Below are 25867 nucleotides of genomic sequence, written 5' to 3'. Positions count from 1 at the left end.
GCAGGGCGCACTCCATACGTCGCTAAACGGGCGCTTGCGCCTTTGTTCATTACCTTCTACAATTTTCCAATCTTTTCTTCTTGTAGTTCAATAATTCCAACTTCCACCTTTAGCAAAATCAAGTTGCAACCTGACCGAATCTCTTATTATCACATTCATCTATATATTTCTTCGGATCTGCCAAGTCCTGCGATTTTATGTACTTTCCCTTCCCTATTTTTATATACCATCATAATTTCAGGCAATTATTCACATACTAACGCCAGTAGAAGTTTCATCAGGAGGTTCCTATGAAAAGAAATCGCCAGCGGAAGAAAAATCCGGATAGTATTTTTCCGATTAAAATAGATAAATTAAAGCAGATAATGCAAAGCAAATTTGAAAATAACGATGACTTACTTTTCACAATATATGAGCAGGAGCAGGGTAAAAAGGCGGCAGTGTTTTTTATATCCTACCAGGCTAATTCAGACAAAGTGGAGGAATTTTTACTGGATCCTCTTCTAAGCAGCAAAAATGAATGGTCCACATCATCAATCAAGAATGAAATTCCTTTAGGTGCTCGGACAACGAAAGAAACACTTGAAGATATATTAAAAGGTTTGTTAATTGGCGAAGTATTTATTTATGTTGAAGATGAGACGGAAGCAGTTTCTTACTTACTGCTAAAAAAACAACATCGTCAGCTGGATCGCGCAGAAAATGAAACGGTCGTCCTTGGTCCACAAATATCTTTTACTGAATCACTTGTGACAAACATGAATGTTGTCAGGTGGAGCATCCGGTCGACAGATCTTGTTTTAGAGAAATTAATGATTGGAAAACGCTATCCACGCGAAGTTCGGATTGTTTATGTAAAATCGGTTGCGGACGAGGTCGATGTTAATACCATGCGGCAGCGACTGCAGGATTTGGATATCGATGAATTGGAAGACAGTACCGTCCTGCAGCAATATATCGGTGATTCATCGTTATCTGTTTTCCCGATTTTCTATTCCACCGAATTGCCTGACCGGTTTAGCTATGCTGTCAGGCAAGGACGTGTCGGTGTTTTAACGGAAAATAGTCCAACTGGATTTATTGGGCCATCAAGCTTTTTCAGTTTCTTTGAATCAACGGAAGATATGTATATGCGCTGGCCTCTTGGCTCGTTTTTACGAGTTTTGCGCTTTGCAGCCATGCTTTTCTCGATTATTTTAACGCCATTATATGTTGCGGCGGTGACCTATCATTATGAAATCATCCCGATAGATGAGCTTATCACCCTTGGGCAATCAAGAGCCGTTGTGCCATTTCCACCGATCTGGGAAGCAATCATCCTGGAATTTCTCATTGAGCTTTTGCGTGAAGCCGGTGCCAGACTGCCGACCAAAGTCGGACAGACAATCGGTATCGTTGGCGGGGTTATCATCGGACAGGCAGTTGTGCAGGCTGGACTAACGAGCAGTATTTTAATTATCGTCGTGGCGTTAAGTGCCTTGTCATCGTTTACGGCGCCAAACTATTTGATGGGAACAACTGTCCGTATTGTTCGTTTTCCCATGATTATTTTAGCCGGCTTATTTGGTCTGATTGGTATTATGTATGGTGCATGTTTTATCGTCATTCATTTATTAAAACAAAAATCATTAGGACGCCCATATCTTTCACCGGTTTATCCGTTTCGCTGGGCTGATTTAAATAAAACACTGTTTCGTGGGCCATTACAATATGAGAATAAACGTTTTTTCTCATTTCGGCCAAAGAATTTGCTCCGCTACGGGGGAAATGAGGCAAAAAGAAAACATGACATAGATGAGTAGGTGAAACAATGGATGTCAACCTAAAAGTAAAAGCAAACCTACGTATTCGTGCATTTTATTTATTTTTTGTTATTGGCAGTATCCAGATCGGCGTTGGAGTCATGGGTTCTCCAATGTATGTTTTTAGAGAAGCACGTCAAGATTCATGGATATCCATTATTATCGCATATATTTTCATCCTGTTTGTCTTATTTGTCATGCTTCGGATTCTGCGTCAGTATGACAATGCAGATATTTTTGGGATTCAGGTTGATTTGTTCGGGAAATGGCTTGGCATGGCATTGGGAACCTTTTACATTATCTACTTTTTTGTTACATTATTGACTGTATTGGTAACCTATATTGAAGTTATTCAGATTTTTATTTTTCCGGAAATCAGTTCACTGGTTCTCGGGGTATTACTATTATCCTTGGTGATTTATAGTGTGCTGGGCGGAATTCGTGTCATTATCGGCGTTGTGTTCCTTTTCTTTTTTCTTGCTCATTGGCTGCTGCTTTTATTGTATGAGCCTGCCAGGAATATTGAATTGGATCATTTTCGTCCTGTCCTTAATGCATCTGTAATGGAACTATTAAAAGGATCCAGGGAAACAGTATTTACGTTTGCAGGATTTGAGATTCTGTTCATTATCTACCCATTTATTCAAAACAAAAAACAAGCGGGGCGTCCTGTCTATTGGGGGACAACCTGGGCCGCAGCTATTGTATTCATTAATACCGTCATTTCAATCGGGTACTTTAGTCCGCAGCGGATGGAGGAAATGGAGTGGTCTGTCTTATCCTTATTTAAAATTGTTAAATTCCCGTTTATTGAGCGGTTTGATTATATTGTTGTTGCGGAATGGATGATGGTAACACTGCCAAATATGATTTTATTAATGTGGGTCATTACTTATGGATTAAAGCGAATGTACAAGGTTCCGCAAAAGATTACATTATACGTATCAGCAGGTATTCTGTTCGTATTATGCGGCTTTGTTACCTATCATTACTGGATAATGAATTTAACGGACGCACTTTCCAATATCGCCTTTTGGGTCGTTTATATTTATCCGTTGATACTTCTTCCCCTTGTCATTCTGAAAAAAAAGCTGCGGAAGAGGAAAAAGGGAAGTGATCAAAAGTGAAAAAACTGATAGTATTGGCGTCAATAATAGTACTGTCTGGCTGTGTCCAACCAAGAACAATAGAAGATATGGGGATCATTCTCACGCGAGGGGTGGATAAGCTTGAAGATAATAATATTGAAACAACCATTTCCTACTTTGAATTTAACGCACAACAGAAAGAATATTCTAATATTGTAACCGGCAGAGCTAATACAATTAAACAAGCTCGGATAGATGCAAATCGTAAAACAGACTTCCGCTTGACGCCAGGATCATCCAAATTGGAAGTATACGGAAGAGAAACTGCCGAAAAGGGAGTGCTGCGCTATTTGGATACACTAATCCGTGATGCCCGTGTATCAGACACAATGCTATTAGCGATAAGTGATACAACCGCGAAGGAACTGCTTTACAAAGCTGAAAAGCACGCTGACGTAAATACTGGACTATATTTACACTATATTTTAGAACGAAATATTTTAAACAATGTAATACCACGCGTTAATTTGCAAGACTTTTTGCGATTCTACTTTGACAAAGGACAGGATCCATTTCTGCCAATACTGTCGATTAGCAATGATAAACCGGTTCTGTCGTCACTTGCCTTATTTCAGGATGATAAAATGGTTGGCCAGTTACCAATTGAAAAGGCCTATTTAATCGGTGCTTTCCATAAAGATTTGCGAGATTTATTTCTCGAGGTGGCCCTTCCATCAGAACCTTTTAAAGGGCAGATGAGAACAGATGCACAATCGAAAAATGAAACAGGTATAGATAAATTCTTTGCTCTATTAACTGTTCTTAATAGTAAGAGCAAATCTAAAATAACTGATATACAAAAGCTAAAATTTCGTACAGAAGTAACGTTTGATGTTAGCTTAATGGAGCTGACCGAGGAAATTAAACTGAACAACCCAAAGGTAGTTAGAAAATTGGAGAAAGAGGTGGAAAAGGAAATCAAGAAACAGTATGAACAGCTTCTGGCAAAACTTCAGGAGCTGAACACCGATCCGTTAGGTTATGGAACCATCTACCGGATCAACAAACCAAATGGTGAGCTTAAAGAAGGGGAATGGTATGATTATTTCCCAGATATTCATGTTGATTATCATGTAAATGTACGAATATTTCGCCATGGGACGGAAAGGTAAAACCAGGCTCGGCATGGGAAGGGCAGATAACAGCTGCTGTTTTCTGCCTGTTCTTTTGCACAAAATGCCTATGGGAAACCCTGTACTACTGCGGAATATTATCTGGGTGTGACCCAACACGCAACCCTTCATCCAACTGATCCAATAATGTCATGTCATGCTGATCAATGTTAAAATCAAACACGGTCATATTTTGCCTTTGCCGGTCCTTATTGGTCGACTTCGGAATGACGACAAAATCATGCTGCAGGTGCCATCTAATGATGAGCTGAGCAGGTGATTTTTTATATTTTTCACCAAGTTGGACAAGAAGCGGATCGTCCAAATACCTCGCTCTGGCTAACGGTGACCATGATTCAACTGCAATTCCCTGCTCTCGGCAATAGTCCACGGTATCCTTTTGCTGCAATTTAGGATGAAGCTCGATCTGGTCTACCGCCGGGTTTACCTCCTGGGTGGCTGCCAACGTTTTTAAGTGATGATCGAGAAAATTGCTCACGCCAATTGCTTTTGTCACATTGTCATGGTAAAGCTTCTCTAATGCTTTCCATGTTTCCGGAAATAGATCCGGCACCGGCCAGTGAATAAGATAGAGATCAACATAGTCAAGCCCCAGTCTGGCCAAACTTTTTTCAAATGCACGTAAGGTACGATTAAATCCATGATCATCATTCCAAACCTTTGTCGTAACAAAGAGCTCCTCTCGTGATATTCCAGACTCTCTTATTGCCCTGCCTACCCCTTCTTCATTTCCGTAAAAGCTTGCCGTATCAATGTGCCGGTAACCAAGTTCCAGTGCATGTGCCACTGTATCGTAAGTTTGTTCAGCCGGCACTTTATAAACACCGAACCCCAGTTGCGGGATTTGCGTTCCATTGTTCAATTTCCTTTTTGTTTGCATATCCATTTGTCACAACTCCTTTTGTTGTCTAGTTTATCGCACCTAATACCGGACTTCCAACGGTAAGGTATGAAATAAATGGTCTCATTTAAAGGAAGCTATTTTTTAAAAGTAAAGAAAATATATAGTTTTTAGCGATATTAATTCATGATCGAGAAGGGCCATGTCCAGCTCCAGCGCTAAAGCCAAGCAAACTTCACACTCCTTCACTACGATAAGTCAACATCGGTAAAAGGGGAAGTTCGGTTAAAACCGCGACGTCCTGTCGCAACACCGAACTGACCTACGTCCTGTAGGCCTCAGCTCACCGTGTTTCCTTTATCTCATTGCGGAGTGCTCCAGTTTGTACGTTGCTAAACGGGCGCTTCCGCTTTTCTCACTGAAAAGTTAAGTTGATTACAATTTTTGAGTTTATAATCATGGAGGTTCAGCGGCTTTCTGGCTTGGTTCAGTACCTTCCAAAGAATCTTCAGCTTTTTTCAGCTCCAGTTTAGCAAATTCAGTCAAACTTCAGCATTTCTCTAAAAAACCAAGTGAAAATTTCACACAACTGCAAATTCTATACTTTCTTTACTATTAAAAAAAGCGGAGACCCTTTAAATTCAGGAGTCCCCGCTATTGCTATCCAATATATTCTTCACTCTCATCGACCTCATCAGCCACTAGTCCCGACAATACATGAACCCGGAGAATAAAACCAATTAATTTATCCTCTTCATTTACAACGGCTAACGGAAATTTCGACTCAAGTGTTTTGGCAATCAGATCATTGACATACTCATCCCGTTTAACGACTGTAATAGCAGTCAGCATCACGTCAGCCAACGTCTTCTTTTCCTTAATGCCTGCGATTGCATCATCAATCGTGACGATTCCTTTTACCTGTCGCTGCCGGTCTACCACAAACACACTGGAAATATTGTTTTCTTCCATTTCTTTTACAGCAACGTTCAAACCATCTTTCATCGATACCAACGCATTCGGTTTAATCATGACATGTTCAGCCTGGAAAACCTTTGAGCGATCAATATCTTTAATGAAATCAGAAATATATTCATTGGCCGGAGTTTCAATGATTTCCTCTGGTGACCCGACTTGAACGACACGCCCGTCTTTCATAACCGCTACTCGATCTCCGAGTTTAAATGCTTCATTAACATCATGGGTGATAAAAATGATCGTCTTCTGCAGCCGTTCCTGAATATCGAGAAGCTCCAGCTGCATTTCCCTGCGAATTAGCGGGTCGAGTGCACTGAATGGTTCATCCATTAATAGGATATCCGGATCATTTGCCAGTGCCCTTGCTAATCCAACCCGCTGCTGCATCCCCCCGGAAAGCTGATCGGGATACTTTTCCTCATACCCTTTTAACCCGACACTTTCAATATTTTTCATAGCGATTTCCCGACGTTTTTCCTTTGGCACATTACGAATTTCCAGCCCGTATTCGACATTTGCCAAAATCGTCCGGTGGTTAAACAGTCCAAAATGCTGAAATACCATCGCAATTTTTTCCTGACGAACCTGTTTAAGCTGTGCACTATTGTATTGAATGATATCTTCACCATCAATAAAAATGGATCCTGCTGTAGGCTTATTCAGCAAATTGAAGCAACGGATCAGAGTTGATTTTCCACTTCCGGACAGCCCCATGATAACAAAAATCTCTCCCTGCTGAATTTCCATGGAGGCGTCATATACCCCAACCGTATGTCCCGTTTTTGCCAGAATTTCCTGTTTTGTCATGCCATCCTTTACTTTCGGTAATACAGACTTTGGCTTCGGCCCAAAAATTTTCGATACGTTTTGTAATTTTACCTTTGCAGTCATTCACTCACCCTCCTATGCTTTTGGAGTTTATCCGCAATACCGCTTGAAACACGATCGATAATAATTGCTAAAAATACAATACTGATACCTGCCTCAAATCCTAGTGAAATATCAATCCGGTTGATAGAAACCAAAACTTGCTCTCCCAACCCTTGGGCACCAACCATTGATGCGATGACAACCATCGCAAGCGCCATCATCGTTGTCTGGTTTACCCCTGCCATAATTGTTGGCAGTGCTTGCGGTAATTGAATTTTCCTAAGCATTTGCCATTTTGACGAGCCGAACGATTGTGCCGATTCAATCACTTCTTTATCAACACCACGGATAGCAAGCTCTGTTAAACGGATAACAGGTGGCAATGCATAAATTAATGTTGCAAAAATTGCTGAAATATTTCCGAGTCCGAAGAAGAAGATAGCGGGAATTAAATAAACGAAGCTCGGCATTGTCTGCATCGCGTCCAAAAAGGGCCGCATTACTGTGGAAAAGCCTTTACTAAATGCCATCCAAACACCAAGCGGGACGCCCAGTACGAGTGAAATAATAACTGCTGTCATCACGATCGCGATCGTTGTCATCATATCTTCCCATAATCCAAATGAGCCAATTAAAAATACAAACACACCGTATAACACACCGGCAAATAATGACTTAAAATACCATCCGATTAATATAATAAAGGCAATGAACGCCCACCATGGCAGCCAAAGTAAAAACGTTTCAATCCCATTAATGAATTGGGACGAGACAATATAAATAAAATCAAAAACACTGCTTAACGACGTATCCAAAATATCAACTATTTTTTCAACATAATCCCCTAGGTTTGTTGTAATATCCGGAAAACTTCCCATCAGCAGACTGTAATAAACAGCCCTTTCACCTCACTTTAGATTAATTGGAAAAGCAGCCAAGCCCCTAAGACCGGCTGCTTTTCATCGTGCTTTTTAAACTAGTAATTACTTGGATGAATTAACTTCTAACTTCCCTGAACGGGCACTTCCGCTTTTGAGTTTACATAGATTCTTTTACTTTCTTGGCGATATCTTCTGAAACCCAGCTGGTCCATATATCCTCATGCTGTTCCATCCACCACATTGCTGCTTCTTCCGGGGATGCGTCATTTTCATCCATGTATTTAAGTGCCTCTTCCGTTAATGCACTGCTCGTTTCATAATTGCTTAGAAAGTCAACAACTTCAGGTGCCGCCTCAGGTAAATCTTTGTTTACCGCTACAACCACATCATTCGGCGGAAATGCGGTAGCTTTTGTTTCTTCAAACACTTCTTTATCGTATTCCGGTTCTTCCAGCAAGGTTAAATCGTATTTTGCCGTAACCGCAGTAGGCGACCAATAATATCCTACCCATGCTTTTCCTGAATTAATGGCATCCGTTAAAGAGGATACGATTGCCGCATCTGATCCCGGCTTAAAGTTGACAAATGTATCATTCAATCCATAAGCATCCATTTTCTCCGTAATAGCCTGTTCAACTGCCCAGCCACTCGGCGCATTAATTAAGCGGCCTTTGTCAGGTTCTGCCGGATCGGCAAATAATTCCGGATACTTTTTTAAATCCTCCACGGTTTTTAAGTCCGGTGCCATTGGTTCAATCCCTTTTTCCTTGTCACCTTCAATGACGTAGGTTGGGACGTATAATCCTTGCACATTATCGTCAAAGTTAACCGATACTTTTTCAATCTCTTCTTTATCAAGTGCTTTATTATAAATTTCTTTAATATTGTCGGTCCACACTTCCATGTAAACGTCAATATCCCCTTCCGTTAACCCTTGAAAAGTGGCTGCTGTCGAGCCGGATGTCACTTCGGTATCAATTCCATAGCCCTCCTCAATGATTGTTTGGGCTATACTGTTATGAACACGAATACTATCCCAGCCGGCATCTGCCAGTACGATTTTATCTATATCTCCATCAGCCTTTGAACCACTGCAGGCAGAAAGCACTACCAATATTGCAGTGGATAGTAACAATACGAATTTCTTCATTTCTTTTCCCCTTTCTTGTTGATTCAAATTTAGGTACCGCCTGTTTTCTGCACTATTGCCAATAATGAAAAAATTAATGATGCCATTAGTCACTGGATTAACTGACTATTTATCGTTAACAAAATTGAAAAGCTTTTCGCAGGCAGTAGAGGGTGCAATGCCAAGTAATTTTTGAGGTTAATAAATCAAATAAACTTTCCAGTGAAAAAGGATTAACCTGAACAACACTATTAATGGTATCGTAAATAGTTTAGACACTCAAATGTGCTAACAAGCTAAAATATGAGATTATTGCTGATTAAACGAGATCAGCCGACATTAACATAGTCTATTAGCTATATCATATCAAATACTCTGTATAACTCCATTTTTCCGACATTTGGTCAGGAAACCAATTACCTATCAATCCCCCGCTGTTACTTTCTCACGACCTATACCTATCCGTTTACACCTCTTTTCCCAATCCCAATAATCCTTAAACCTGAAATATGATTTCTTTGTGAAAGGAGTAAAATTTTCTTGCTTAATCCCGTTAAAATTGTTATTATTTAATAGTTCTACATATGAACTATTCACTTATTGAACTATCTTGTCCTTAGGAGGTTTATTTTTTTATTATGATTATGGAATTAAAAGAATTGATTGACCGCTATCAAGAAGCAATGAACACCATTTACCGGGGTGTGAATGGAATATTGAAAGAAAGAATTCACTCCGATATTACAACAGACCAATTTTCGACACTGCACTATATTCGAAATCACGAAAACGCTACATCAACGGAAATTGCCCATGCATTTGGTATTGGTAAAAGTGCTGTAACGGCACAAATAAACCGTTTATTTGATAAGGGATTAATCGAACGGGAGCGTGACGATAAGGATCGGCGTAATGTCTACTTATATGTTACAGCCAAAGGGATAGAACTGGTAAACTTCACGGAAAAGGAGCTGTACGCTGAAATTGGCAAACAGCTTGCACACTTTAATGATGAAGAAATTCAGACCTTTATCTGCTCCCTGGAAAAATTAGCAGAAGTAATGAAGGAAAACCGATAGAAAGGGGACTATTATGAAACATATTATCAAATTCCGCTGGCCCATCGCTATCCTATGGGTTGCGGTGGCAGTTTCATTATTTATCTTTGCACCAAATCTTCAGGAGCTTGTACAGGAAAAAGGCCAAATAACTGTTCCTGAAGGATATACATCACAGGAGGCACAAGCATTAATAGAAGATATGTCAGCCGATGAAGATAACAGTTCAGCAAGCAGTGTACTTGTTTTTCATGATAATGACGGGCTGGATAAAGCAAAAAAGGAAGAAATCGCACAAGCTATCGATGAGCTGAAAAAAAATCAGGATAACCTGCAGATTTCCGATATTCTGGATTTCAGGGAAGATCCGGCAATCGCCGATCAGACTGTGGCAGAAGACGGGAAAACGATTATGGTTCCATTTCAGGTTTCATTAAAAGATCAGGAAGTAAATAAGGCTCGCGATAACATCTATGATACGGTTGATGATATCAATGTCGAACACTACCTAACAGGTGAACAAATGATACAGCAGGACATTCTTGACAACTCGGAGGAAGGCCTGAAAAAGACAGAATTTATTACAGTCGGGTTAATTTTGATCATCCTGTTTGTCGTGTTCAAATCATTTGTCGCACCGTTTATTCCATTATTGACTGTCGGAATTAGCTACCTGGCCGCCCAAGGCATTGTCTCGATCTTGGCGGATACGGCTGGTTTTCCGCTTTCAACGTTTACACAAATTTTCATGGTTGCGGTGATGTTCGGGATTGGAACCGACTATTGTATCTTACTAATCAGTCGTTTTAAGGAAGAAATCGCCCAGCATGATTCCATCAAAGATGCTGTTGCAACTACTTATAAATCAGGTGGAAAAACGATTTTCTTTGCTGGATTAGCAGTATTAATTGGTTTCTCAACCATCGGGCTATCCACATTTTCTCTCTATCAATCGGCAGTTGCCGTTGCAGTTGGTGTTGCGGTTGTACTTATTGCCTTAGCTACATTAGTACCATTTTTCCTAGTTGTACTGGGTAAGAAACTGTTCTGGCCATTTGATAAAAATGTTGCCCATAAGGAAAGCCGGATTTGGGGGACAGCCGGAAAATTCGCTTGGGGCAGGCCGGTAGTAGCATTAGTTATCGTTGCCGTCATAACCCTGCCATTTTTATTAACGTTCGATGGCGACAAATCGTACAACTCGCTTGAAGAAATTGGTGATGACTACGGATCTGTGAAAGGATTTAACTGGATTGCCGATAGCTTTGGCCCAGGGCAAACGATGCCGACTAGTGTTGTATTTAAGACGGATAAGCCAGTCGATTCTGTAGAAGATTACCAAGCAATCGAAGACATGTCACAAGAACTTGCCCAAATGGACGGTGTTGAACAGGTTCGCAGTGCGACAAGACCCGCTGGTGATGTCATTGAGGATTTTAAAGCCAATAAACAAACTGGTATGCTGGCTGACGGAGTTGATCAAAGTACAGAGGGGATCACAAAAATTCAGGAAGGTTTGCAGGAAGCAGCCTCAGAATTGAAAAAGTCTGGACCACAATTAAAGGATGCACAAAATGGCGTTGACCAATTGATGCAAGGCACACAGGAAGCTAACAATGGCGTTGGCGACATGAACACAAATTCAGCAAGGGATTGAATCTGGTTCTCAAGGAGCAGGGGAAATTAAAACCAACCTGCAAACCATTAAGGATAATCTCGATCAGACAATAGCTGGAAATAGGCAATTATTACAAGGTTATCAGGCCATTGCTGATGGGTTAAAAAGTGTTGGCGGCGGCGAATTTGACGCTCAGGGAATTGATGAATTAAAAGGTGCTATGCAAGGTTCATTAGATCAGTTAAAGACTTTACAAAATTCCAATCCTGAACTTAATCAAGAACAGCAAATACAACTAGGTACTGCTATTCAGTATACTGAGGGCGCGATAAAGGGAATTGAGCAATTACAAAACAAAATAAAAGATGTACAGGGTGCGCAAACAGGATTACAAGAAGTTAATGCTCAATTTAGCAAGTTAAACCAAGGTTTCGCTGACTCCATCGCTGGCCAGGAAAAACTAGCTGCAGGGATTGGTGAATTAATTTCAGGAATTGATCAGTTGCAATCCGGATTAAATCAGGCAGCAGATGGCCAAGGTCAAGTAGTCAACAATATTCCGAGCCTGCAGGATGGATTGTCGCAAATCTACGGAGGCCAGGAAGAATTAAAAACAGCCTTCAGCGATATGCAGGGGCAATTGGATGAGCTTGCCGGCGGACTAGGGGATAGTTCGAATGGCTTGAAAAAGATCAATGACGGATTATCCAAGGTACAGGATCACCTTAGTGAATTCGATGCAGATTCAAGTAAACCAATTGTCATTATTCCAGAAGAGGCACTGGAAAACGAAGACTTTATCGAAGGAACAAAAGCCTATCTATCGGACGATAAAACAATCGTCAAATTTGATGTTGTCTTATCACACAACCCTTATTCAACAAAGGCTATTAATATGGTGGATAAAATCAAGGATACGGTGAATAACACAAAAGAGGACACTGTCTTAGCAGGGAGTGATCCAAAACTCGGCGGGGTTAGCAGTACGAATAATGATTTACAAAATATTTCGGATGCTGACTATTCTCGTACCGTATTTCTTATGATCGCAGGAATCTTTATCATATTGGTCCTCCTGTTACGATCACTAATAATGCCGCTGTATTTGATTGGTTCATTAATCTTGACCTACTTTACCTCTATGGGAGTTGCCGAATTAGTATTTAACCAGCTGCTCGAATATGACGGCCTGACATGGGCTATTCCGTTCTTTTCCTTTGTGATGCTGATGGCACTGGGTATCGATTACAGTATTTTCGTGATGGATCGATTCAATGAATATAAAAACGGCAATATTAAAGAAGCATTACTATCAGCCATGAAAAACATGGGAACAGTCATTATATCAGCTGCCATTATTTTAGGTGGAACCTTTGGAGCAATGCTCCCATCTGGTGTGTTGTCAATCTTGCAAATTGCAACGGTTGTACTGACAGGATTATTCCTGTATGCCTTTGTAATGTTACCATTATTTATTCCAGTTATGGTACGAATCTTTGGCAAAGTAAACTGGTGGCCATTTAAGTACAATAAAGAGTAATAGAAAGGAAATCGGCTTATGTGCCGATTTCCTTTCTATATTTGGGGACAGATATCTTGCGTTGTCCCCAATTATTAAAATAAACAGGACAAGGCCAATTTGTTCACTGTCAAACTTATACAATTTACTTGCTATTTGTGCGCATTTACTGGCCAAAATCGATCATTACTGTCCAAAACCGGTGAAATACTGTCTAAACCGGCTATCGGAGGCAATCTATTTTTTTCCAATCTCCTTAATAATTTCAATTACACGTTCTTTTGCCTTTTTACTTTGATATTTTTTCATATAATCGATCATAACCGGGGCTTGTTCTTTTAACCGGAAAAGTTCTTGTACTAGATTATCCGATGTAAGCTTTTCCTCTTCCATAACCCGTGCATATTTTTTCTCCATAAACGATTTTGCATTAATGATCTGGTCACCTCTGCTTGCTTGCTTGGACAAAGGAATGAGGAGCATCGGTTTTTGTAACGCCAAAAATTCAAAAATTGCATTGGCACCGGCCCGTGATAATACAAAATCGGTGGCTGCGAAAAGATCCTTTAATGTTTCATTTACATATTCAAATTGTTTGTACCCCTCCCGATTTAATGCTTTATCGATTTTTCCATTTCCGCAAATGTGGGCAATTTGAAAAACCGGTAACAGTTCATCAAGGCTTTCACGGACCGTATTGTTAATCTTCTCAGAGCCGCCGCTTCCGCCCATGATCAGCAGCACCGGCCTGCTGCTGGTGAATCCGCATAATTCCAGTCCTTTTTCCCGGCTGCCTTGAAACAACTCGTCCCGAATAACCGCCCCAACGTATTCGGATTTTTGCTCTGGCAAAAATTTCATCGTCTCCGGAAATGTTGCCAGGATCTTTTTCGCAAACGGAAAAGCGAGCTTGTTCGCAAGTCCCGGGGTAAAATCCGATTCATGAATGATTGCCGGCACCCTCCCCAATTTCGCCGCTAAGATGACCGGGACCGATACAAAGCCACCTTTTGAAAAGATAATGGACGGTTTACGCTTTCCGATAATCCGCCAGGCCTGCATCGTCCCTTTTAACACTTTAAATGGATCTTTGATATTTTCCTTGGAAATGTAACGTCTCAGTTTCCCGGTTGAAATCGGATAATAGGTTACATTCTCCATTTGCTCGACTAATTTACGTTCAATCCCAGTTTTGGAGCCAATATAATCAATCTCCCATCCTTCTTCCTGAAATACCGGAATTAAAGCCAGATTCACAATCACGTGTCCGGCCGTTCCGCCACCCGTAAAAAGGATTCGTTTCTTTTTCATAAAATGTACTTCCTTTCTATCGATAAAACGGTATAATTGCATTTGTATTGAAATCCATCTCTATCCTAATGGAAAATAAACAAAAAAGGAAGAGGAATATGCATGAAACAGCAACATTAAGAGAAAAATTGAAGCTTTTTACCATCATATTAGTGCCTATTTTGATCACACAGATCAGTCTGTATTTAATGAACTTCTTTGACACCGTCATGTCCGGCCGGGTAGGTGCAGCGGATCTTGCCGGTGTTGCAATCGGATCCAGTCTCTGGGTGCCAGTTTTCACCGGAATCAATGGAATACTGCTTGCGATAACCCCGATTATTGCCCAGTTAACCGGTGCAAAATCGGAGCATGAAGTACCGAACAAAGTACAGCAAGGAATTTACTTGGCAATTGTGTTAGCTCTGTTAGTTGCTTTGGCTGGAGCTTTACTGCTTAATCCTATTTTACAGCTTATGGATCTGGAAACAGAAGTCAGACATACTGCAACGTTTTATCTGGTTTCCCTTGTTACAGGAATTGTGCCATTATTTATTTTTAATACATTACGGTGTTTTATTGATGCACTAGGGCAAACCCGCGTTTCAATGCTGATCATTTTGACTTCCCTGCCATTAAATGTCCTGTTTAATTATATATTCATCTTCGGAAAGCTCGGTGTACCGGCGTTTGGCGGGGTTGGTGCTGGTATTGCAACATCGATTACCTACTGGCTGGTTTGTGGAATTGCCTTTGGTGTTATCTATAAAAATAAACCGTTTCGTATGTATGAGATCTTTTCTAATTGGGTGAAACCATCGTTAAAAGAATGGTGGGAACAATTAAAAATCGGTATCCCTATTGGCTTTTCCATCTTTTTTGAAACGAGTATTTTTTCAGCAGTAACATTACTGATGAGTGTCTACAGCACATATACGATTGCTGCCCATCAGGCTGCGATGAATTTTGCTTCCCTATTATACATGATCCCGCTCAGTGTCGGTATGGCATTGACAATCGCCGTTGGGTATGAGGCTGGTGGCAGGCGGCTTGGAGAGGCAAAGACGTACAGTTATATCGGGATCAGCGGCGGATTATTTATTGCCGTGTTTGCTGGTCTCGTATTATATGTTTTCAATGACACGGTTGCTGCAATGTACAATGATAACCCGGAAGTTATCGAACTGACAAAGCATTTTATTTATTATGCAATTTTCTACCAGCTGGCAGATGCGTTCGGAGCACCGATCCAAGGGGCATTACGCGGCTACAAAGACGTCAATCTTACCCTGGTGATCTCATTGGTTTCATACTGGGGCGTTGGCTTGCCAAGTGGCTTTTTACTTGCAAACTATACACCTTTGGAACCGTTTGGATACTGGGTAGGAATCATTATTGGCTTGAGCTTCGGTGCAGCTTGTCTATTGGCACGGCTCTTTTACTTGCAAAAAAAACTTGCTAAAGAGAAAAAGCAACTAGCAATCCAACAGCACGGTTAAATTATGCTGGTGTTTTTTCATTTGCCTCATTTAATTCATAGTTGTAAATACCAATCATTACAATCTCTTTTATAAACCGAATCAATGTTCCTTCATAACAAAAGCGAGAACACCTTAACAAGTGTTCTCGCTTTTGTTAACCAATTTACAAAAATAACCCGGCGATCGTTGCGGATAAGATGGATGCTAACGTTGCACCAATCAGTAATTTCATTCCGAACCCGGAAACTTGCACCGCTTTTTTACTATCAATACCTTGCACAGTCCCCGCGATAATTCCAATCGATGAAAAGTTGGCAAAGCTTGTCAAGAAAACCGAAACAATCCCGATCGTTTTTTCCGACATACTGCCAAGCATCTTCTGGAATTCAAGCATGGCGACAAATTCATTTGTTACAATTTTGGTCCCCATAACGCCACCGGCACGAATTACCTCACCCGGCGAAATCCCCATTAACATTCCAATCGGTGAAAGAATATATCCGAGAATTTCCTGCAGTGTCACACCGGCAAAAATAAACTGAATCAGCCAATTCACAAGCTCAAGGGAAGCAATGAACGCAATAAGCATGGCTGCAACGATTAATGCTATCTTACCACCATCAAGTGCACCATTCCCCATTGCTTCGAAAATACTTCTGTCCTGGGAGACATCTTTTATATCTACATGATCCTCTTCTTTCGGTACTTTAACTGGAGCGATCATGGAAGAGATCATTAAGGCACTAAACATGTTTAATGGCAGTGCAACCAAAACATATTCCGGCGGGAGAATCTGTAAATAAGAGCCAACGATAGATGCCGATACAGACCCCATAGCCGAAGCACTAACAATGTATAACCGGTTCTTGTCCAAATGATGAAACTGTGTCTTTATCGCAAGCAGCGCCTCTGACTGACCGAAAAAGATACTATTGACGGCGTTGAATGATTCCACCTTTGGCAATCCGGTGATTTTCGAGATAAGTCCGCCAAAATATTTAATAATTACAGGCAATATTTTCAAATACGTCAGTACAGACAAAATGGTTGCGAAAAAGATGATAAGCAACAATACATTAAAGAAAAATACGCCACCTTCCCCAACTGTAATGCCGCCAACAACGAAATTAATTCCTTCCGTACCAAATTCAATTAATTTATTGAACCCTGCAGAAATACCATTAATAATGTTTTTCCCGATTTCTGTCGAAAACATAAACCACGTGATAATCAGCTGTGCAACAAGCATAACAACGATGGCTTTGTAGTTGATGTTTTGCTTATCATTCGACATTAAATATGCAATTCCGAGGACAATAATGATTGCTGCCAGTCCTAGAAGAATATCCACGGATGTTAAGCCTCCCTTTAATTAATTAGTAGAATGCATACATGATTGCAAATGCTTTCAATTAATACGAATTCCAAACCTGATTTTAACAGGTTGTCAGACGTCATGCAAGTTAAAATACAATTAAAATTATCAATGCAGTTAGTTGTCCCCTATCCCGGCTTTTTTAGTAAATGGAGCAGCAAAAGACCCCAGTACACGTAACTGAGGTCTTTCTCGATTTCATATATTACTTGTTAATGCGCGGGGAAAAAGATCATTTGCAGCACAAAAATAATCCCGAACAAATATAGAATCCAGTGAACATCCTTCCCTTTCCCGCTAACTAATTTCAATAATGGATACGTAATAAACCCGATTGATATTCCAGTTGCAATACTTGACGTCAATGGCATCGTTAAAATAATCGCAAATGCTGGGAATGCTTCATCAAACGTCTTCCAGTCAATTCGTGCCAGCCCCTCCATCATGAAGCATCCGACAATGATCAAAACGGGGGCTGTAATGGCGGACAGATTGGCAATTGCCCCAATGATCGGCGTAAAAAATATCGATATGGCAAAAAGAATTGCTATAACTACGGACGTCAAACCAGTTCTACCACCCGCCGCCACACCAGAAGTCGATTCGACATAGGCAGTTGAAGGACTTGTCCCAAACATCGATCCAATCGTAGTGGCAGTCGCATCAGCCATGAGTGCTGCTTTCGCACGTGGCAGCTTGCCATTTTTCATAAAACCAGCTTGTTCAGCCACGCCAATTAGTGTACCTGTTGTATCAAAAATGGTAACAAGTAAAAAGGCAAACACAATGGTATACAGTCCATTACTAAATACACCAGCAATATCCATATCAAAAAATACTGGTACTGGCGGTGCTAAAACAACCCCAGCAAACTTTAATTGCCCCGTAAAAAAGCCAATCACCCCTGTTGCGATCATGCCAATAAACAATGCACCCTTCACCTTCCAGGTCATCAGGATTAGCGTAATAAACAATCCGGCTAGTGTTAATAAGGTTCCAGGGGCATGCAAATCGCCAAAACCAACCATATTGGTTTCATTTGGCACAACAATTCCCGACATTTTCAGCCCTAAAAAAGCAATAAACAAGCCAATCCCTGATGTAATCCCAAATTTCAATGATGACGGAATTGCTTCGATTAATGTTTCGCGCAATGTGGTAAAGCTTAATAACATAAAAATAATACCTGCTAGAAATACCGTTCCAAATATAACTTGATACGATAAACCCTGTGTGGCAACAACACTGGCAAAATACGCATTCATCCCCATTCCCGGAGCAATCGCAATTGGATAATTTGCAAAAAATGCCATGCACAACGTTCCAACTACTGCGGAAATAACGGTAGCCATAAACACTTGATTAAAAGGGACTCCTGCAGAAGAAAGAATTGCCGGATTAACAACGATAATATAAACCATGGTAAGAAATGTTGTCACGCCACCAACTATCTCTGTTCGGATATTTGTATTGTTTTGCTTTAGTTTAAATAATTTATCCATCTGTTACACCTACAATCACGAATAATTTCAATCAACACTTAATATATTATTCGTTTTTATTGGTTTTTGCAATAGATCAGAAATAAATTTATGTAAAATTGTATTTCCAATGTAAATAGTTATCCAAAAATACCATTTTCTCTATGTGAAAATTCAATTTTAAGTAGTGTTCTTTAGTGAGAAATTAAAATTTAACTTCATGACCAATTTGGCAAACATGGTATAATAGAATATACCCCAACTATCGGGGTCTACTAACATGAAATAATATATAGAAGGGTGGTCGTATAATATGGGCAAAGATTTACAAATAGTATTGGAGCAAATTAATAAGATAAACACGAGATTGGATTCTATTGAAGGAAAAGTTGATTCTCTTGATGGAAAAGTTGATACTTTTGATAGTAAATTCGATTCCCTTGATACAAGGGTTGGCGCTTTTGAAAGTAAATTCGATTCATATGAGAGCAGATTTAAATCATTCGAGCAAACAACGAAAAAAGAATTTAGCAATATACAACTAAAAATCAAAAATCTTCATGAATTCGTTGAAATGAACCACACATTGATCAAGACCAATCACGCAATGACCATTAATCATTTGAAGTCCACGCAAAATGATGTACAGCTAATCAAAAAGCAGACCGGAAAAAAAGCAGAAATGAAACCCGATATAGAAGGGCTAAAAGAGAAGTCTCCGAAATGCAAGCTGATATAAAGTTGTTAAAAAGAGTTACAACAAATTAGTATTCAACTATGTCATCTATTCCCACATATAGCTTTCCGAGTAAATTACCATAAAACACAAAAAGCCTCACCCTGTACCACAAAGTGAGGCTTTTATATATTATCCTTCCAACAACAAATCGTAAGGGTCTTCCAAAAGCTGTTTAATGCGTACCAGGAATTGGACTGCTTCTTTACCGTCAACAACACGGTGGTCATACGATAAAGCAAGGTACATCATTGGCCGCACTTCGATGGTATCATCCGGCATAACCATTGGCCGTTTAACGATATTGTGCATTCCAAGGATACCAACTTGCGGTGCATTTAAAATAGGTGTTGACATCATGGAGCCGAATGTTCCGCCGTTCGTAATCGTAAATGTACCGCCCTGCAGATCATTTAACGATAATTGTTTGTTTTTTGCCTTCTGCCCCAAATTGCCGATTTCGCGCTCAATACCAGCGAAGTCTAATCGGTCCGCATCACGAACAACTGGTACAACGAGACCTTCATCTGTTGATACTGCAATACCAATATCATAGAATTTTTTCAACACTAGTTCATTACCTTGAATTTCCGAGTTAATTAGTGGAAATTCTTTCAGAGCGCCAACTACTGCTTTGGTAAAGAACGACATAAATCCAAGTTTGACATCATGTTTTTTAATAAAGTTTTCTTTACGCTGGCTGCGGAGCTTCATAACCGCAGTCATGTCTACTTCATTAAACGTCGTCAACATTGCTGCTTCATGCTGCACTTCAACAAGACGGTTAGCAATTGTTTGCCGGCGTCGTGACATTTTTATCCGTTCGACAGGTTTGTCAAATTCCGTTTTCTCCGTATTTTTAGGTGTTGCTGTTTTAGCAGGTTTTTCCTGTTTTTGTTCATTTCCACCTTTGGCTGCTGCTTCAACATCTTCAGGGCGAACCCGGCCTAGCGGGTCGCGTGTACTTACCTGGCTAAGATCAATGTTTAATTCACGAGCCCGTTTTCTAGCTGCAGGTGATGCGATAACACCTTGGGTATTGTCCGATTTTGTTTCTTCCTGCTTTTCATCCTGCTTTGGTGCTGCTTGTTTCGGTTCTTCTTTTGGTGCTGTTTTTTCTTCTGTTTTTTCTTCTGCTTTTGGTTCTGCTTTTTCCCCTGAAGCATCACCGCCAGCTTCTCCATTTTCATCTACTTTTGCGATAACATCCCCTACTTCGACATCATCACCTTCACTCGCGACAATCTCAACAAGTACACCTGCAGAATCAGCGTTTACTTCGACGTTTACTTTGTCGGTCTCCAGTTCAACTACCGGATCGCCCTTCTCGATTTTGTCACCCTTTTTTACTAACCATTCAGCGATTGTGCCTTCTGTGATGGACTCAGCTAGTTCTGGAATCTTAATTTCTTTCACTGGAATCTCCTCCTATTGATTCATTGATTGCTTCACGGACGATTTGGTTTTGTTCTGTTTTATGCACATTCGGTTCGCCAACTGCAGGGGCTGCACGATCAGGCCGGCCAATATAGCGTAAAGTTTGACCGTCTTTTAGCAAATCACGTAAATAATCATCAACAAAGTCCCAAGCTCCCATGTTTTTTGGTTCTTCCTGTACCCAAACGATTTCCTCAACGTTTGGCATTTCTGCTAATTCTTTTGCTAATTCTTCCTCAGGGAAAGGATAAATTTGCTCTAGTCTTAATACCCGTAACCAGTCAAAGCTTTCTTCTGATTTATCAAGAGCCTCCTCAATGTCCACCATTACTTTTCCGCTTCCGATCAGCAAGCGTTTCGCATCCTCCTTGCTCACTTTTAAATTAGGCTGTGAGCGTAACGCCTGGAATCTCCCTTCCGAAAATTCCTCAGCACTCGATGCAACACGCTGATTACGCAAAAGACTTTTCGGTGTCATTAGGATAAGCGGTCTTGCTTCCTCACGTCCGCGCATTGCCGCCTGACGACGAATCAAATGGAAGAACTGTGCGGATGATGTAACATTGGCTACAATGATGTTGTTTTCTGCGGCCAACTGCAAATATCTTTCCAAACGGGCACTGGAATGCTCCGGTCCTTGACCTTCATATCCGTGCGGCAGCAAAATAACCATGTTTGATTTCTCGCCCCATTTTGCCCGGGCTGCCGAAATAAACTGATCAAAAATAACTTGGGCCGCATTGGCAAAATCACCAAATTGTGCTTCCCACAGCACTAATGTATTCGGTGATTGAACACTATACCCATATTCATAGCCTAAAACTCCTGCTTCTGAAAGCGGGCTGTTCCGAATATCAAAAGATGCTTTGGCCTCATCCAGACCATGCATTAAGCAATAGGAATCCTGCTTCTTCACATCATGTAACACAATATGACGATGGGCAAATGTCCCCCGCTCTGAGTCCTGCCCTGTTAGCCGGACCGGAATCCCGTCCTGTAAAATGGAAGCATATGTCAACGCTTCGCCAGCACCCCAGTCGGCTTTATTGCCTTCCTCCAGGACATTTTCACGCCGCTTCAGGATTTTTTCCAGCTTCTTGAATCCGGTAAATCCTTCTGGGCGTTTCAACAATCCTTTATTTAATGCTTTCAATTGCTCAAGTGGGACAGCTGTATCAAATTGGTCGATATCATTTGTTAACGCTTTGGGCATGCATTTTGCTTCCGCTTCACCGGTGTCGTTTTCTCTCATACTGTCAAAAATGTCACGCAAACTGCTTTCTACCTGATCTTTTATTTTTGCCAGGCTTCCTTCCTCAATAATGCCATCCCTCGTTAATACATCAGTAAAAACCTGTGCAACGGTTGGGTGTTTATCGATATCTTGATAGAGCTGTGGTTGTGTTGTTCTTGGCTCATCCATTTCGTTATGGCCATAACGACGGTAGCCAACCAAATCAATCAAAAAGTCTTTATGAAACTCTTTACGGTATTCATAAGCAAGATTCATTGCCGATACACAGGCAATTGGATCATCCGCATTCACATGAATAATCGGGATTTCATAGCCTTTTGCCAAATCACTTGCATATCGGGTTGAGCGTCCATCTCTTTGGTCTGTTGTATAGCCAACAAGGTTATTTGCAATTAAATGAAGTGTCCCGCCTGTATGGTAACCAGGCAGCCCGCTTAAATTCAGCGATTCAGCGACAACTCCCTCCCCAATAAAGGCGGCGTCCCCATGAATTAACACATTAAACGCCTTGTTAACGTCCTGTTTTGGATATCCTTTTTCCGAACGAGTATCCTGTGCTGCACGGGTAAATCCTTGAACAACCGGGTTGACAAATTCCAAATGAGACGGATTGTGCGCCAACGTAATATGGGTGGACATTTCTTCACTGTCCTTCACTTCCGTTGTTGCCCCGAAGTGATACTTTACATCACCAGTCCAGCCATAATTAATCCCAGTTGAACCTTCTGAAGGAATCAATTCCTTATCCGGTGAATGATGAAATTCGGAAAAAATCTTATCGTACGGTTTTCCCAAAATATGTGACAATACACTTAGCCGACCACGGTGTGCCATCCCCATCATAATATGTTCAATTTTGTCGGATGTCGCATGCTTCACAATTTGGTCCAGCATTGGAATCATTACCTCTAAGCCTTCAATCGAAAAGCGCTTTTGTCCAACAAACGTTTTTTGTAAAAATCCTTCAAAACCTTCTACATGGGCAAGACGCTCCAGTAAATGTTTCTTTTCTTCGTCTGAAAGCGATAGTTGGTACTTTCCAGATTCGATTCGTTCCAATAGCCATTTACGTTCGTCATCATTGTTGACATGATCATATTCAAACGTTATTGTACCGCAATAATATTTTTTCAATTGCTCCATAACTTCAAATCCATTGTCGACACCAGTCGGTGCTTCCTCCCATAACCATGATGCCGGGATATTTTTTAAATCCTCTTCTGATAATCCATAGGTTTTCGGATTGACAATGTCTGACTTTCGGTTTTTATCGCGTCCAACCGGATAAATATCAGCTTCCAAGTGTCCATAACGACGAATAGCCTCAACAAGTTTCATTGCTGAGGTCAGTTTTTTCACATCGCTTATGGAAGGTGATGCTGCTGATGTTTCTGCTGCACCATTCGTATAATGCGTCCAGTTGGGGGCTCCATGCTGTTCAAAAAGTTCTCGTAAAGATGAATCAATAGCTTCAGGATCCTCTTTGTATAAGTCATATTGTTCTTCAATATACCCCATGTTAGGACCATAAAATTTTCCCCAGAATCTCTCACTCGATTCTTCATTCTGTGCCACGTCTTATACCCCCATTAGCAGTTAACTTTCTCCGTTTCGTAACGGTATTATCACATTCCGTATCCATTATAGAACGGTCGAATGACTTCATCAACTAATATACCCTATTTTATGCCGATAAACAATATAAGACACCATCAGCGGTTAAACTTTTTAAATGTCGATATTTTGTAAAAAAGAAAGGTCAGGTTATATAAGATAAAACCCGATTTAGAGATGTTTTTCATTTGTCTCTTCGGATTTTTTATAACTATCCCCGCAAATAGTTCACATCCGGAAAATTATTCGGTATAATAAGGACATATTAATTAACGATAATCTTTTTACATACAGTTATAAAAGGGAGGCAACAGAACATGAAAATGGCATTGTTAATGGGAGTTATTGTTACATTTATTGTATCTTGCTTTACTTCAGGTTATGAAGCAAAGCCCGGGAAACCAACAAAACAATAAAAAGAAAGCTGCCCCGTTTTATAGCGGAGCAGCTTTTTATTTCAAGCCATGAAACCCTTGTTGTCTTAACGCTTCATACACAATAATTGCTGCAGTATTGGATAAGTTCAGTGACCGTACCTTATCAGTCATATGAATTCGTAAACATTTATCTTCTTTTCCCTCTAACAAGTTTTTGGGAATTCCGTTCGTTTCCCTGCCAAATACAAAAAACAGGTCTTCCGCCGTATTACTATAATCATAATCCGTGTAATATTTTTTTCCGAAGTTTTCAATATAGTAAAAGTTACCATCTGGATATGTCCGGTATAATGCTTCGAGTGAATCGTATTCCCGAATATCTACATGTTTCCAATAATCGAGTCCAGCCCGCCTTACCATTTTATCATCGGTAGAAAATCCAAGCGGGTGGATTAAATGTAGTGTTGCACCTACTGCTAAGCATGTTCTAGCTATATTTCCTGTATTTGCTGGAATTTCTGGCTGATATAAAACAACGTGTAAACTCACAATTCATTCTCCTTACCTTGTTAAATACGAAGATTATTATACCACTACTCGCCAATGCGGAAAAACTTATAGTTGATATTCGGCGTCCATGCAGTTGAATCTTCGTACGACCAATACCGGTTGCGGCTGTTATCTGTATGGGCATTGACAAGCGGCATTCCATACGCATCCTTCGCCACGACAATTGTCGTGTGATTCCACTTGTCGTCCCCTTCAAAATCATAGCAAATCACATCACCAGGGATTAGCTCCTCAGCTGATTCCATTTCTTTCCCTTTTAAACCCTTTGTTGAACCGCTTAAATACCAGCGAAGCGAATGAGCTACTGCCCAGCTGAAACTCCAATTGTCATTTTGGTACCACCACCCGTTCCCCCTGTCTGGTGCCCCCCGCATTGGCGCCCCTCCAGCATAAAGACACTGCGAAATATAGTTTGTACAATCGACAGTAAATGTGCGAAAAGCAGGATTATAGCTGTTCCACCAACGTTCTGCATATTTCACTGCAGCTAACCTATCATAAGAAAAGCGATGTTCCTCCAAATCTCGTTCCCCGTCAGATGGCAGTATCTTATTTTCACCGGTATTTTCAAGCTTTCGGTCAAGGGGCAGATGTTCAATCTTTTGATCGCTGCTAATTCGAAATTGGAACGGTACTACTTGCTCTTCACGGTAAAAATATTCCCCTTGTTTCATTAAATAGGATACATGCAAATTATATTGAAAGGTTGATCCCCGATCATAACGCAACTCCTGGAAAATATGTCCATTCCCCTGAATGCGGCTAATTTCTACTCCCCGCTCTTTGCATAAATCTTTTTTCCGCCTCCACCATTCTTCATGCGTAACTTCTGATTGAAAGAAATCAACCCACCAATCCTTTACTATTTCCATAAAAAATCCCCTCCATTACATATATATGGAGAGAAAGGTTGTCTCAAGAATTGATTTTTAAAGAGTGTGTTCAAAAAGGAGGATGAAAAGGACCGAGGTCGGCTAAGTTCTCGGGCGTCCTGTTGCAACGCCGACACTAGCACGTCCAGTAGTCACAGTTCAAGGCGGCGTAGTTTCGAGCAGCTCACCTTGCACAGGAAGTGCTGACTTCTGCTGTTGGCGATTGTCGTGGGTGGTTTTAGCAGAAGGTCCCCTATACAATTAGATACATGAGCAGCGGAGAAACAAGCCAACGAGCTTCCACAGGATGTGGTGACTTCGACGTTCGACACAGGACGTGTCGGAATTTAGTCGAAGATCCCCTTATCTCGAAGTGTCATTTTCACCGGACTTTTTGAACAT

The 25867-nt window shown here is 40.7% G+C and carries 19 protein-coding genes; 8 read left to right on the top strand and 11 right to left on the bottom strand.

Going from position 1 to position 25867, the window contains the following annotated elements:
• Positions 1-290 precede the first annotated feature (290 nt).
• From CZ382_RS02230 to CZ382_RS02220, 3 genes are read left to right on the top strand one after another with little or no spacing between them, the layout of a single operon-like run.
• On the top strand, positions 291-1802 hold the full coding sequence (locus CZ382_RS02230) for a spore germination protein (protein WP_088049608.1): 1512 nt from the start codon (positions 291-293) through the stop codon (positions 1800-1802).
• Between the two features lie 8 nt (positions 1803-1810).
• Positions 1811-2929 carry a GerAB/ArcD/ProY family transporter gene (locus CZ382_RS02225; RefSeq protein ID WP_088049607.1) on the top strand — a complete coding sequence of 373 codons (1119 nt, stop codon included), beginning with the start codon at positions 1811-1813 and terminating at the stop codon, positions 2927-2929.
• Positions 2926-4062 (top strand): Ger(x)C family spore germination protein, encoded by a 1137-nt coding sequence (locus CZ382_RS02220; RefSeq protein ID WP_088049606.1) that lies wholly within the window; start codon positions 2926-2928, stop codon positions 4060-4062. Before CZ382_RS02225 ends, CZ382_RS02220 begins: the two co-directional genes overlap by 4 nt.
• An 85-nt stretch (positions 4063-4147) precedes the next feature.
• Here the strand turns inward: CZ382_RS02220 and CZ382_RS02215 are convergent, their stop codons facing one another.
• The 4 genes from CZ382_RS02215 to CZ382_RS02200 all read right to left on the bottom strand — a co-directional run bounded on the left by CZ382_RS02215 (position 4148) and on the right by CZ382_RS02200 (position 8803).
• The gene (locus tag CZ382_RS02215) at positions 4148-4969 is read right to left on the bottom strand and encodes an aldo/keto reductase (RefSeq protein ID WP_088049605.1); all 822 of its coding nucleotides are present in this window, start codon (positions 4967-4969) and stop codon (positions 4148-4150) included.
• Positions 4970-5584: 615 nt separating this feature from the next.
• On the bottom strand, positions 5585-6793 hold the full coding sequence (locus CZ382_RS02210; RefSeq protein ID WP_088049604.1) for a quaternary amine ABC transporter ATP-binding protein: 1209 nt from the start codon (positions 6791-6793) through the stop codon (positions 5585-5587).
• On the bottom strand, positions 6790-7650 hold the full coding sequence (locus tag CZ382_RS02205; RefSeq protein WP_088049603.1) for an ABC transporter permease: 861 nt from the start codon (positions 7648-7650) through the stop codon (positions 6790-6792). The genes CZ382_RS02210 and CZ382_RS02205 overlap by 4 nt, the downstream gene beginning before the upstream one ends.
• A gap of 160 nt (positions 7651-7810) precedes the next feature.
• Positions 7811-8803 (bottom strand): ABC transporter substrate-binding protein, encoded by a 993-nt coding sequence (locus tag CZ382_RS02200; protein ID WP_088050950.1) that lies wholly within the window; start codon positions 8801-8803, stop codon positions 7811-7813.
• A gap of 617 nt (positions 8804-9420) precedes the next feature.
• Here CZ382_RS02200 and CZ382_RS02195 point away from each other — a divergent pair.
• The 3 genes from CZ382_RS02195 (at position 9421) to CZ382_RS24630 (ending at position 12998) form a co-directional block, all read left to right on the top strand.
• Complete coding sequence (locus CZ382_RS02195; protein WP_230856146.1) at positions 9421-9861, top strand: MarR family winged helix-turn-helix transcriptional regulator; 441 nt, start codon at positions 9421-9423, stop codon at positions 9859-9861.
• Positions 9862-9874: 13 nt separating this feature from the next.
• Entirely contained in the window at positions 9875-11497 is a 1623-nt protein-coding gene (locus CZ382_RS24635; protein WP_327365021.1) for an MMPL family transporter, read from the top strand.
• A gap of 181 nt (positions 11498-11678) precedes the next feature.
• Positions 11679-12998, top strand: coding sequence for an MMPL family transporter (locus CZ382_RS24630; protein ID WP_327365020.1), 1320 nt, complete (start codon positions 11679-11681; stop codon positions 12996-12998).
• A gap of 216 nt (positions 12999-13214) precedes the next feature.
• Here CZ382_RS24630 and CZ382_RS02185 read toward each other — a convergent pair whose 3' ends face one another.
• Positions 13215-14288 carry an undecaprenyldiphospho-muramoylpentapeptide beta-N-acetylglucosaminyltransferase gene (locus CZ382_RS02185; protein ID WP_088049602.1) on the bottom strand — a complete coding sequence of 358 codons (1074 nt, stop codon included), beginning with the start codon at positions 14286-14288 and terminating at the stop codon, positions 13215-13217.
• A gap of 98 nt (positions 14289-14386) precedes the next feature.
• On the opposite strand from CZ382_RS02185, the gene CZ382_RS02180 reads away from it, so the two are divergent.
• The gene (locus CZ382_RS02180) at positions 14387-15766 is read left to right on the top strand and encodes an MATE family efflux transporter (RefSeq protein WP_088049601.1); all 1380 of its coding nucleotides are present in this window, start codon (positions 14387-14389) and stop codon (positions 15764-15766) included.
• A gap of 145 nt (positions 15767-15911) precedes the next feature.
• Here CZ382_RS02180 and CZ382_RS02175 read toward each other — a convergent pair whose 3' ends face one another.
• On the bottom strand, positions 15912-17099 hold the full coding sequence (locus CZ382_RS02175) for a NupC/NupG family nucleoside CNT transporter (protein ID WP_088049600.1): 1188 nt from the start codon (positions 17097-17099) through the stop codon (positions 15912-15914).
• A 236-nt stretch (positions 17100-17335) separates the two neighbouring features.
• Entirely contained in the window at positions 17336-18625 is a 1290-nt protein-coding gene (locus CZ382_RS02170) for an NCS2 family permease (RefSeq protein ID WP_088049599.1), read from the bottom strand.
• 292 nt (positions 18626-18917) lie between these two features.
• Between CZ382_RS02170 and CZ382_RS02165 the strand changes: the two genes are divergently transcribed.
• Entirely contained in the window at positions 18918-19343 is a 426-nt protein-coding gene (locus CZ382_RS02165) for a hypothetical protein (protein ID WP_088049598.1), read from the top strand.
• A 129-nt stretch (positions 19344-19472) separates the two neighbouring features.
• Here the strand turns inward: CZ382_RS02165 and odhB are convergent, their stop codons facing one another.
• From odhB to CZ382_RS02145, 4 genes are all read right to left on the bottom strand, one after another.
• Positions 19473-20756: a 2-oxoglutarate dehydrogenase complex dihydrolipoyllysine-residue succinyltransferase gene (odhB, locus tag CZ382_RS02160; RefSeq protein ID WP_088049597.1), complete on the bottom strand. Its 1284-nt coding sequence runs from the start codon at positions 20754-20756 to the stop codon at positions 19473-19475.
• Positions 20743-23607 (bottom strand): 2-oxoglutarate dehydrogenase E1 component, encoded by a 2865-nt coding sequence (locus CZ382_RS02155; protein WP_088049596.1) that lies wholly within the window; start codon positions 23605-23607, stop codon positions 20743-20745. Before CZ382_RS02155 ends, odhB begins: the two co-directional genes overlap by 14 nt.
• A 491-nt stretch (positions 23608-24098) precedes the next feature.
• Positions 24099-24572, bottom strand: coding sequence for a tRNA (uridine(34)/cytosine(34)/5-carboxymethylaminomethyluridine(34)-2'-O)-methyltransferase TrmL (trmL, locus tag CZ382_RS02150; protein WP_088049595.1), 474 nt, complete (start codon positions 24570-24572; stop codon positions 24099-24101).
• Between the two features lie 44 nt (positions 24573-24616).
• Positions 24617-25465 (bottom strand): amidase domain-containing protein, encoded by an 849-nt coding sequence (locus tag CZ382_RS02145; RefSeq protein ID WP_088049594.1) that lies wholly within the window; start codon positions 25463-25465, stop codon positions 24617-24619.
• Between the last annotated feature and the right edge of the window lie 402 nt (positions 25466-25867).

The organism is Virgibacillus dakarensis (assembly GCF_900155625.1).
GTDB classification, from domain to species: Bacteria; Bacillota; Bacilli; order Bacillales; family Amphibacillaceae; genus Lentibacillus_C; species Lentibacillus_C populi.
This window is presented reverse-complemented; position numbering and strand designations above follow the sequence as displayed.

Excerpts from the sequence above, each read along its gene's own strand:
- CZ382_RS02170 (WP_088049599.1), bottom strand. The coding sequence starts at position 18,625 with ATGGATAAATTATTTAAACTAAAGCAAAACAATACAAATATCCGAACA.
- CZ382_RS02165 (WP_088049598.1), top strand. The coding sequence starts at position 18,918 with ATGGGCAAAGATTTACAAATAGTATTGGAGCAAATTAATAAGATAAAC.
- CZ382_RS02180 (WP_088049601.1), top strand. The coding sequence starts at position 14,387 with ATGCATGAAACAGCAACATTAAGAGAAAAATTGAAGCTTTTTACCATC.
- CZ382_RS02225 (WP_088049607.1), top strand. The coding sequence starts at position 1,811 with ATGGATGTCAACCTAAAAGTAAAAGCAAACCTACGTATTCGTGCATTT.
- CZ382_RS02200 (WP_088050950.1), bottom strand. The coding sequence starts at position 8,803 with ATGAAGAAATTCGTATTGTTACTATCCACTGCAATATTGGTAGTGCTT.
- CZ382_RS02210 (WP_088049604.1), bottom strand. The coding sequence starts at position 6,793 with ATGACTGCAAAGGTAAAATTACAAAACGTATCGAAAATTTTTGGGCCG.
- CZ382_RS24630 (WP_327365020.1), top strand. The coding sequence starts at position 11,679 with ATGCAAGGTTCATTAGATCAGTTAAAGACTTTACAAAATTCCAATCCT.
- CZ382_RS02145 (WP_088049594.1), bottom strand. The coding sequence starts at position 25,465 with ATGGAAATAGTAAAGGATTGGTGGGTTGATTTCTTTCAATCAGAAGTT.
- CZ382_RS02215 (WP_088049605.1), bottom strand. The coding sequence starts at position 4,969 with ATGGATATGCAAACAAAAAGGAAATTGAACAATGGAACGCAAATCCCG.
- CZ382_RS02205 (WP_088049603.1), bottom strand. The coding sequence starts at position 7,650 with ATGGGAAGTTTTCCGGATATTACAACAAACCTAGGGGATTATGTTGAA.
- CZ382_RS02195 (WP_230856146.1), top strand. The coding sequence starts at position 9,421 with ATGATTATGGAATTAAAAGAATTGATTGACCGCTATCAAGAAGCAATG.
- CZ382_RS02230 (WP_088049608.1), top strand. The coding sequence starts at position 291 with ATGAAAAGAAATCGCCAGCGGAAGAAAAATCCGGATAGTATTTTTCCG.
- CZ382_RS02185 (WP_088049602.1), bottom strand. The coding sequence starts at position 14,288 with ATGAAAAAGAAACGAATCCTTTTTACGGGTGGCGGAACGGCCGGACAC.
- CZ382_RS24635 (WP_327365021.1), top strand. The coding sequence starts at position 9,875 with ATGAAACATATTATCAAATTCCGCTGGCCCATCGCTATCCTATGGGTT.